The sequence below is a fragment of the Micromonospora sp. CPCC 205546 genome (assembly GCF_036902715.1).
GTDB lineage: Bacteria > Actinomycetota > Actinomycetes > Mycobacteriales > Micromonosporaceae > Micromonospora.
Genome location: NZ_JBAKHL010000118.1, coordinates 1 through 9,516 on the forward strand (window position 1 = coordinate 1; position 9,516 = coordinate 9,516).

Consider the following 9,516-nt stretch of genomic DNA (forward strand, 5'->3'; position numbering starts at 1 on the left):
GACTTGTGCAGCGCCGGCTGCCGGTCGCCGGCCAGCTCGGCGTTGCGCGCCGCGACGCCGGCCCAGACCTCGTCGGGCACCGGCCGCTCCGGGCGCAGCCAGACCGCCACCGCCGCCGGCCGCCCGTCGGCCTCGACCGCCGCCCAGACATCGCCGTAGGGCAGCCCGACGGCGGCGACGGTGCCGGCGAACATCGCCGCCAGCCGCTCCCGGTGCCGGTCGGCGGCCACCGTCCAGGCCATCCAGGGGTACCCGTCGAAGGCGTCGGCGAGCACGTCGGCCGCCCCGGCGGTCGACTCCGGCCCGATCCGGCGTACCTCGAACTGCATGCCGTCCTCCTCGCGCGCCGCCACCCGGCCGGCGCGGTGGGCGATCATGCCACGTCGCCCGGCGCCGGCGCCGGCAATATCGGGCACGCGCCGGCCTCTCACAGCCGGTAGAACGCGCGGTAGCGGCGGATCAGCCGCCACTGCACCAGCACCGCCGCCACGGTCAGCAGGATCATCACCAGGGTCGCGGCGGCGGCGTAGCCGTAGCGCAGGTACTCGAAGCCGGTGCGGTAGACGAACAGCGACAGGTAGGTGGTGGCGTACGGGGGCGGGCCGCCGTCGGTCACCACGAAGGCCGGCACGAAGGAGAAGTGCAGGCTCTGGATGGCGTCGCGCACCGCCAGCAGCCCCAGCACGGGCGCCATCAACGGCAGCGTGACCCGGCGGAACACGTCCCAGCCGGTGGCGTCCTCGATCGCCGCCATCTCGTAGACGTCGCGGGGCAGCGCGCGGCGGGCGGCCAGCAGCACCACGAAGGTCTCGCCGACGGTGAACAGGCTCATCAGCACGATCGCCGCGCGGGCGTCGGTCGGGTCGGTGAGCCACTGCGGCGGGGTGCGTCCCAGCGCGGTCAGGCCGTTCTCCCCGCCCGTGCGCAGCAGCTGGTTGACCGGGCCGTAGAGGGGGTTGAGCAGCCAGAGCCAGAGCAGGCCGTAGGCGATCTCCGGCACCGCGGTCGGCAGCACCGCCGCGGTGCGGGCGCCGCCGACGCCGACCGCGCGGCGGTGCAGCAGCAGCGCCAGGCCGAGCGCGAGCAGCATCCGCAGCGGTACGGCCACCAGCGCGAAGACCAGCGAGTTGGTCAGCGACACCCGGAACACCGGGTCAGCCAGCAGCGCCGCGAAGTTGTCCAGCCCCACCCAGCGCGGCGGGCGCAGCAGGTCGTACTCGGTGAACGCCAGCGCCAGGGTGACGGCGGCGGGCAGCAGCACCAGCCCGACCAGCCCGAGCAGGTACGGCGTGAGCATCAGCGCCAGCTGCCGGCGCGAGCGACGGTCGGGGCTCGTCACGGGGCGTACCGGCGCCCGGAGCCGGCGTGGAAGACGTGCGCGTCGGCCCAGCGCACCCCGACGCGTACCGGCGCGCCGCGTTCCGGCCGGCGGGCGGCGGGCACCCGGGCGACGATCCGGTGCCCGCCGGCGAGGGTCAGGTACGCGTACGCGTCCTCGCCGACCACCTCGACCCGCTCGACGGTGGCCGCCGCGCCGTCGGTCGCGTCCAGGACGACCGCCTCCGGCCGGAAGCCGATCTCCAGCTCGCCGGCACCGGCGGGGTCGACCGGCGGGGTGCCGGTGGGCGCCAGCGGACCGTCGGCCGGCAGCAGGTTCATCGCCGGGGAACCGACGAAGCGGGCGACGAAGGTGGTGGCCGGGGTGCGCCAGATCTCGTCGGGGGTGCCGACCTGCTCGATGCGCCCGTCGCGCAGCACGGCGATCCGGTCGGCGAGCACCAGCGCCTCGGTCTGGTCGTGGGTGACGTGCACCATCGTCGCGCCCAGCCGGTCGTGCAGGGCCCGCAGCTCGGCGCGCATCTGCACCCGCAGCGCCTGGTCGAGGTTGGACAGCGGCTCGTCGAGCAGGAACACGTCCGGCTCGCGCACCAGCGCACGGGCCAGCGCCACCCGCTGCCGTTCACCGCCGGAGAGCTGCCCGGGTCGGCGGTCCAGCAGGGCGGCGCAGCCGACGGTCTCGGCCGCCGCGCGGGCCCGCTCGCGGGCCACCGTGCGGGGTGTGTCGCGCACCTCCAGGCCGAACGCGATGTTCTCGGCGACGCTCAGGTGCGGGAAGAGCGCGTACGACTGGAACACCATCGACACGTTGCGCCGGCCCGGGCGCTCGGCGGTGACGTCGCGGCCGGCGATGCGGATCCGGCCGGCGGTGACCGGCTCCAGGCCGGCGACGACCCGCAGCACGGTCGACTTGCCTGCCCCCGACGGGCCGAGCACCACCAGCAGCTCGCCCCGGGCGACGGCCAGGTCCACCTCGTGCAGCACCGTCGCGCCCCGGTACGCGGCCGAGACCCCGGCCAGGGCGAGGCCAGGGTCACTCACCCGTGCTCCCCGCGGGCGAAGATCGGCCGGGTCTGCCGGTCGAGCTCGCGCACGACGTCGTCGAGCCGGTCGCCCCGGTGCACGGCGTTCTCCAGGATGCCGTAGGTGACGTCCTCGATCTCCGGCCAGGTGGAGACGGTCGGCAGCGCCCGGACGGTGGGGATCGCGTCGAGGAAGACCTTCGCACTGCGCGGCGGCTGGGCCGGGCCCAGGAACGCCGGGGACCGCGACACCCCGACGTGCGACGGGACGGTACGGCCCGTGGCCGCGACGATCCGCTGCCCCTCCTCGGCGATGGCGAACTCCAGGAACCGCCACGCGGCGTCCTTGCGCTTCGCGCCCCGCGTCATGCAGTACGCGTCGGAGTGCAGCACGCCGACCTGCTCCCTGTAGACGGGCAGCGGGGCGACGTCCCACTCGAAGCCGGTGATCGAGCGGAACGTGGTGGTGGAGCGGCGGGAGCTCATCAGCATGGCGAGCCGGCCGTTGGCGAAGCGCGACTCGTCGTCCTCGGCCTCCACCTCCTCGTCGGTGGGCACCACCCCGTACGCCAGCCGCAGGTCGACGAGGTTCTTCAGCGCCTCCCGGGCGGCCGGGGCGTCCAGGGTCAGCCGGGTCGGCTTCGCCGGGTCGTCGACGATCTCGCCACCGCCCGACCAGACGAACGGGGCGAGCCGGATGATCGACGGTTCCACGCCGAGGCCGTGCACGGCCGGGCGCAGCGCCGCGCCCTCGCTCTCGGTGGCCCTGATCACCGCGCCGCGGGAGTCGCGGGTCATCGCGGTCGCGGTGGCGACGAGGTCGTTCCAGGTCCAGCCGGCCCTCGGCTCGGGCACACCGTACTTCGCGAACAGGGTGCGGTTGTAGTAGACGGCCAGGCTGGAGACGTTCTGCGGCAGGCAGAGCTGCCGGTCCTGCCAGCGGAAGGCGTCCCACGCCACCGGGTAGTAGTCGGCCGGGTCGACGGCCTCGGAGGCGGCCAGCCGGTCGTCCAGCGGCTCGATGACGTCCTTGGCGGCGAACTGGCCGTAGAAGCGGTAGTTCATCAGGAACAGGTCCGGCGGGGCGCCGCCGGCCACCGACGTGGCGAGCCGGGCCAGCAGGTCCTTGCGGTCGCTGGCCTCGACGAGCTGCACGTCGGCGCCGGGACGCGCCTTCTCGTACGCCTCGACGAGGGTGCGGTAGGCGGCGAGTTCCTCGGGGGCGCCGAAGACCAGCAGGCGCACCGGGCCGTCGGCGGACGACCCGGCGCCGGCGCCGCACCCGGCGGCGGCCAGCACGGCGGTGAGCAGCAGCGCGAGCAGCGCCCTCGGTCGCGTCGTCGGTCGCATCGTCAGTCCCGTCCCGTCGGGTCGTCGTGGTGGAGGAAGCGCCGCTGGGCGAGCACGAAGACGGCCAGCGCCGGCGCCGTGGCCAGCACCGCGCCGGCCAGGAACACCGGGAAGTTCGTCGGGTCCAGCACCGACAGGGAGCGCAGCGCCAGCGGCAGGGTGAACAGGTCGCGGTCGTAGACGTAGACCAGCGGGTCGAGGAAGTTCGACCAGGTGAGCACGAAGGTCAGCGCGGTGAGGCCGGCGGTGACCGGGCGCACCAGCGGCAGGGCGACCCGCCACCAGGTGCGCAGCGGCGACAGGTCCGCCACCAGGCAGGCGTCGTAGAGGTCGGCCGGCAGCGCCCGGAACGCCAGGTGGTAGACCAGGACGTAGAGCGGCGAGGTGCCCAGCAGCGCCGGGGCGACCAGCGGCACCAGGGTGTCGGTCAGGCCGAGCGCCCGGAAGACCGCGAAGCGGGGCACGAGCAGCGCCGTGGCCGGCACCATCAGCGCGACCAGGGAGGCGGCCACGACGACGGCGGTGGCGCGCGGGGCGATCCGGGTCAGCGCGAAGCCCGCCAGGGAGGCGACGAGCACGCTCAGCGGCACGGCGACGACCGCGACCAGGACCGAGTTGAGCGAGGCGCGCAGCAGCCCGCCCAGCTCGACGGCCTGCCGGTAGCCGGTGGTGGAGACCGGCTCCGGCACGAGCTGCGGGGTGGGCGGCGGCGGCAGGCCCGGCTCGGTGAGCGAACCGGAGACCAGCAGCAGCAGCGGCGGGACGAAGACGAGCAGGACGAAGGCCGCGCCGAGGGTGCGCCAGGCGCGGCCGGCCGCCTCGGGCAGCGGTGAGGGGCCCCGTGCGCGGCCCCTCACCGTGGTGTCGTTGCCGATGGTCGCCTGCCTCAGAGCGTGAGCTGCCAGGCGCCGAGACCGTGCGAGGCGGCGTAGAGCACCCGCTTGCCCGGCACGATGGTCAGCCCGGCGACCTCCACGTTCGGCATGCCCCGGGCCGCCTTCACCCAGGTCGTGGCGCCCTTGGCCAGCCGCAGCACGCCGAAGTCGGTGGCCGCGTAGAGGGTGCCGGTGACGTCGTCGCGGACCAGGTCGGTGATCGGCTGGTCGCCGACGTCGTACGACCGATCGGTCCAGGTCGCGCCGGCGCCGGCCAGCCGCACCTCGAACGCGTGCCCCAGGGTGGCCGGGGTGTTCGAGTTGAAGCCGCTGTAGGAGACCCACGCCCGGGCCGGGTCGGCCGGGTCGACGTGGACGCTGGTGACGAAGCGGTTCGGCGTGGCGGCGGTGTCGATGCGCGTCCAGGTGACCGCCGACGCCGGCTCGGCGTCGACGTTGCGGGACACGAACACCCGGCCGGTGCTGGTGGCCGCGTACGCCGTGGACGAGTCGGAGGCGACGCGCTCGAAGACCGAGACGGCGCCGCCGGCCCGGTCGCCCCACGCGGCGTCGGTCAGGTTGACCGTGCCCAGCGGCGCGAAGTCGCCGCACTGCGCCTCGAAGGTGCCGGTCCAGGTGTTGCAGATCCGGTCGGCCTCGGCCAGGCTGCGGTCGCCCAGGCCGAACGTCTTCGTCCGGTAGACGGTGCGCGAGGTGCCGGCGAACATCGTGCCGCTGACCTTCGGGTCGGTGATCACCGGGGCGTAGAACAGGGTGCCCGGCTGCCCGAAGACCGGGTCCGAGATCGAGATCCAGCCGCCCACGTCGCCATTGGCGAAGTTCACCTCGGGCGAGGCGTCGTAGAAGGTGTGGAAGCGGAACTCCGGCCTGCCGACGTCGAAGCCGGACGCGCCGCCGTCACCGATCATCGTGTTGACCCAGCGCTTGCGCTCGCCCTTGTTCTCCCAGGTGCCGTTGTCCTGGGTGCCGCCCTGCAGCAGCCGGTGGTCGTGCGGGCTGGCCGAGAGGCTGATGAACTGCAACGTGTTCATGCCCTTGTTGATGCCGTCCAGCTTCGACGGGATCCTCGACAGCATCTGCCGGCAGCGGTCCTTCTGCGCCTGGGTGGCCAGGTTGCGCTCCGGGTTGTCGCACCAGGCCGAGCGGTCCACGAACTGGCCGCTGGAGCGCATGACGCCGCCGTCGTTGGCCTCGAAGAACTGGTACGGGTTGCGCGGGTTGGTGACCAGGGCGTGCTGGTCGGGGTGCAGGCCGTTGGGGTGCAGCTCGTCGGTGCCGTCGAAGGTCATGTCGGTGCCGCTGACGCCGGCGTCGGTGGACAGCACCACGGCCCGCTTGTGGGCGACGGTCTCGCCGTAGACGTAGGAGCCGCCCGTGTAGACGATGTCCGGGTGCCCCGCCGGGGTGTGCACGAACACGTCGTACCAGCACTGGCCGGTGCACTGGTTGTAGGTGGCGTAGCCCGGGTCGGCCGGGTTGGCGCTGGTCAGGTCGGTGAAGGCGGGGGCGGCGCCGGCCACGTCGTCGCTGCGGAACAGCCGCGAGTACGGGTTGCCGAGGTTGCCCTCGTAGACGTACATGCGGGTCCTGCCGTCCGGCAGGGCGGTCACGTCGATCGCGGCCCGGGTCTGGAAGACCGCCGGATTCAGCGACGGCTTGATCTGCGTCCAGGTGGCGCCGGCGTCCGCGGAGCGCCAGACCCCCCGCGCGTACGAGGAGGCGTAGACGGTGTCCGCGTCGCGCGGGTCGAGCTTGACGTAGCGCACGCCGCGCGGCGAGCAGGCGGCGGTGTTGTTGTATTCGGCGGCGCTGCCCGTGCACTGCGTCGCGTCGGCCGAGCCGTTGTGGATGAACGTCCAGTTCGCGCCGCCGTCGGTGGACTTGTAGAGGCCCCACTTCTCGGCGTCGGGCACGGGCCGGGTGACGCCGGTGCAGCAGGAGCTCGACATGCCGCGCAGGGCGGTGGTGGTGGCGACGTAGAGCGTCTTCGGGTCGCCGGGCTTGACGGTGATCTCACCGATGCCCTTGCCGGCGAGGGCGTCCTTGCCCAGCGGGCCGTTCCAGGTGACGCCGCCGTTGGTGGACTTGTAGAGGCCGACGCCGGCGACGCAGCCGGAGGCGCAGGTGTTCGCCTCGCCGGTGCCGACGTAGATGGTCAGCCCCGTCCTGTCGTTGCGGTCGATCTTGACCGAGCCGGCCGCGTTGATGCCCAGCGGCCCGCCCAGGTAGAACCACTTGGGCTCGGCGGCCAGCACGTTCAGGGTGCCCCAGACGCCCCCGCCGGCCGGCGTGACGTACGCCCGGCAGAGCAGGGCGTTGCAGTCCGGGGCGATGTCGATGGAGGTGACCCGGCCACCCGCGACGTACGCGTTCGGCACGTAGTTGGCGGCGTTGCGGAACTCGGTGAACGGGTAGAGGGCCTCGCTGGGGCCGATGTTCGTCCAGCCCCGGGTGCCGCCGGCGCGCCGCTCGGCGGCCGCGTACGCCGACTTGGAGCGGTCGACCTGGGCGATGCTGATCGTGTCGGCCGGGTACGCGCGCTCCAGGAACTCCTGCTGCGCGGCGTTGCCGGGCCCGTCCGGCGACATGCCGTCGCTGCCCGGCACGGCCTGACGCAGCCGCTCCATGTGGGCGCCGAGCGCGCCCGGCATCTCCCCGTCGCCGGCCGCGGCGGCGGGGGTCGGCACCTCGGCGCCGGCGAAGTGGATTCCGATGAGTCCGGTCGACGCCACCAGGGCGCCGACCGCCAGTCCTGCGAGCAGATGGCGTCGTCTGCGCTTCACGAGGTCCCTCCGACAGGTGAGAGCGCCACCTCAGCGCGAACCCACGGATAGGCGACCGTCGCTGGCAGCGTCCACGCTGGAGGATGACAGAACGCATCGACACAGACAACCCTCGGTAAGGAGGGGAATCGATCGCGGGGTTGCGTCCGCGTGGAGTGGGTAGTGCGCCGACATGCCATCGCGTTACGAGAACTACCCGAGGATCGCCATCGTCACCGGCGCGGATTCCGGCATCGGCCGGGCCTGCGCCGTCGCCCTCGCCGAGGCCGGCTTCGACGTCGGCGTCACCTGGCACCGCGACGCCGGGGGCGCCGAACGGACGGCTGCGGAGGTGCGCGCCGCCGGCCGGCGCTGCGAGGTCGCCCAACTGGACCTGACCCGGCTGCCGGGGGCCGACGCGGTCGTCGACGAGCTGGCCGACCGCCTCGGCGGCCTCGGCGTGCTCGTCAACAACGCCGGCACCGGGGCGTCCACACCGTTCGTCGACACCGGCTGGGAGCAGTGGCGCGAGGTGCTCTCCGTCGACCTCGACGGGCCGTTCCTGTGCGGGCAGCGCGCCGCCCGGCGGATGCGGACCGCCGGGCTGGGCGGCCGGATTGTCAACATCACCAGCGTGCACGAGCACGCGCCCCGGGTCGGCTCGGCCGCGTACTGCGCGGCCAAGGGCGGGCTCGGCCTGCTGACCAAGGTGATGGCGCAGGAGTTGGCCGCGGACGGGATCACCGTCAACGCGGTCGCGCCGGGTGAGATCGCCACCCCGATGACCGGTCAGGAGGACGTCGACCCGTTCACGCAGGAGCGCCCCGGGGTGCCGGTCGGGCGACCGGGCGACGCGCGGGAGGTGGCCGCCGTGGTCGCGCTGCTCGCCTCGCCCGCCGCCGCGTACGTCACGGGCGCGTCCTGGCCGGTGGACGGCGGCATGCTGATGATGGGCCCGCAGGCCAACGCGCTGGAGTCGCACGACTGGCGTTCGGTGCAGGGCTGAGCGCAGGCGTGGCCCGCGCCGGCAGCGGCTGCCGCCCCTGCGCCCGCTACCTGGCAGCGCAGCCGGTGCGCCGGCTCCACCGCGCCCGGCGTGGGCCGCGCGGACGGTGCGCCCCGGCTCCCCGTGCCCGGGGCGTGGGCCGCGTACCCGGCGGTCCGGTGGCCTCGCGGGCGCGGGACAATGGGAACCTCCGCCCGCGAGGCCGCCGGCGGGAGACCCCCGAACGGCAGGAGAACGGTCAGCGTGTCGGAGACCCCCGGAGCGATGTCGCCGGCGGACGGCCTGCGCGCCGACTGCGCCCGATGCTTCGGGCTCTGCTGCGTCGCGCCGGCCTTCTCCGCGTCGGCCGACTTCGCGATCGACAAGCCCGCCGGCCGGCCCTGCCCGAACCTGGGGGCCGACTCGCGCTGCGGCATCCACGCCGACCTGCGCGACCGGGGATTTCCCGGCTGCACCGTGTTCGACTGCTTCGGCGCCGGGCAGCGGGTGGCCCAGGTCACCTTCGGCGGGCGGGACTGGCGCGACGCGCCGGAGGCCGCGACGCGCATGTTCGACACGTTCGCCGTGATGCGGCCGCTGCACGAGCTGCTCTGGTACCTGACCGAGGCGCTCGCGACGCGCCCGCCGCAGCCGCTGCGCGACGAGTTGTCCGCCGCGCTGGACGAGACCGAGCGACTGGCCCGGGAGCCCGCCGGGACGCTGCTGGCGCTCGACGTGGACGCGTACCGGGGGCGGGTCAACCCGCTGCTGTCGCGCGCCGGGGACGCGGCCCGGGCCCGGGGCGGCCGGCCCGGCGTGGACCGGCGGGGCGCCCAGCTGTTCGGCGTCGACCTGCGCCGGAGCGACCTGCGCCGGGCCAACCTGCGCGGGGCGCTGCTGATCGGCGCCGACCTGCGCGGCGCCGACCTGCACCTGGCCGACCTCACCGGCGCCGACCTGCGCGGGGCCGACCTGCGGGGCGCGGATCTTAGCGGCGCCCTGTTCCTGCACCAGTCGCAGCTCGACGCGGCCCGGGGCGACCAGCACACCGCCCTACCGCCCGGCCGCACGCGCCCCGGCCACTGGTCCCCGCTGTCCCTCACCCCCCTGCGCCGCCCATCCCGCTCCCCCACCCGCCCGCCCCGCCGCCGCTGACCCACTCT

At 74.5% G+C, this 9,516-nt stretch carries 7 protein-coding genes and 1 pseudogene; 2 read left to right on the plus strand and 6 right to left on the minus strand.

Annotated elements, in window-relative coordinates; translation table 11 throughout:
* The 6 genes and pseudogenes from V6U77_RS28855 to V6U77_RS28880 all read right to left on the minus strand — a co-directional run.
* Positions 1-329: pseudogene (locus V6U77_RS28855) on the minus strand (GNAT family N-acetyltransferase); the annotation flags it as partial.
* 98 nt (positions 330-427) lie between these two features.
* Positions 428-1,297, minus strand: a complete 870-nt coding sequence (locus V6U77_RS28860; RefSeq protein WP_334609914.1) for a carbohydrate ABC transporter permease — start codon at positions 1,295-1,297, stop codon at positions 428-430.
* A 38-nt stretch (positions 1,298-1,335) separates the two neighbouring features.
* Positions 1,336-2,379, minus strand: coding sequence for an ABC transporter ATP-binding protein (locus V6U77_RS28865; protein WP_334609909.1), 1,044 nt, complete (start codon positions 2,377-2,379; stop codon positions 1,336-1,338).
* Positions 2,376-3,710, minus strand: coding sequence for an ABC transporter substrate-binding protein (locus tag V6U77_RS28870; RefSeq protein ID WP_334609910.1), 1,335 nt, complete (start codon positions 3,708-3,710; stop codon positions 2,376-2,378). Before V6U77_RS28870 ends, V6U77_RS28865 begins: the two co-directional genes overlap by 4 nt.
* A 2-nt stretch (positions 3,711-3,712) precedes the next feature.
* Positions 3,713-4,567, minus strand: a complete 855-nt coding sequence (locus tag V6U77_RS28875; protein ID WP_334609911.1) for a carbohydrate ABC transporter permease — start codon at positions 4,565-4,567, stop codon at positions 3,713-3,715.
* Between the two features lie 29 nt (positions 4,568-4,596).
* Positions 4,597-7,389, minus strand: coding sequence for a WD40/YVTN/BNR-like repeat-containing protein (locus V6U77_RS28880; RefSeq protein ID WP_334609912.1), 2,793 nt, complete (start codon positions 7,387-7,389; stop codon positions 4,597-4,599).
* 172 nt (positions 7,390-7,561) lie between these two features.
* Between V6U77_RS28880 and V6U77_RS28885 the strand changes: the two genes are divergently transcribed.
* Positions 7,562-8,374, plus strand: a complete 813-nt coding sequence (locus V6U77_RS28885; RefSeq protein WP_334609913.1) for an SDR family oxidoreductase — start codon at positions 7,562-7,564, stop codon at positions 8,372-8,374.
* A gap of 264 nt (positions 8,375-8,638) precedes the next feature.
* A complete protein-coding gene (locus tag V6U77_RS28890) occupies positions 8,639-9,508 on the plus strand; it encodes a pentapeptide repeat-containing protein (protein ID WP_334609915.1) in 870 nt (289 codons plus the stop codon).
* Positions 9,509-9,516 lie beyond the last annotated feature (8 nt).

Excerpts from the sequence above, each read along its gene's own strand:
- V6U77_RS28885 (WP_334609913.1), top strand. The coding sequence starts at position 7,562 with ATGCCATCGCGTTACGAGAACTACCCGAGGATCGCCATCGTCACCGGC.
- V6U77_RS28890 (WP_334609915.1), top strand. The coding sequence starts at position 8,639 with ATGTCGCCGGCGGACGGCCTGCGCGCCGACTGCGCCCGATGCTTCGGG.
- V6U77_RS28860 (WP_334609914.1), bottom strand. The coding sequence starts at position 1,297 with ATGCTCACGCCGTACCTGCTCGGGCTGGTCGGGCTGGTGCTGCTGCCC.
- V6U77_RS28870 (WP_334609910.1), bottom strand. The coding sequence starts at position 3,710 with ATGCGACCGACGACGCGACCGAGGGCGCTGCTCGCGCTGCTGCTCACC.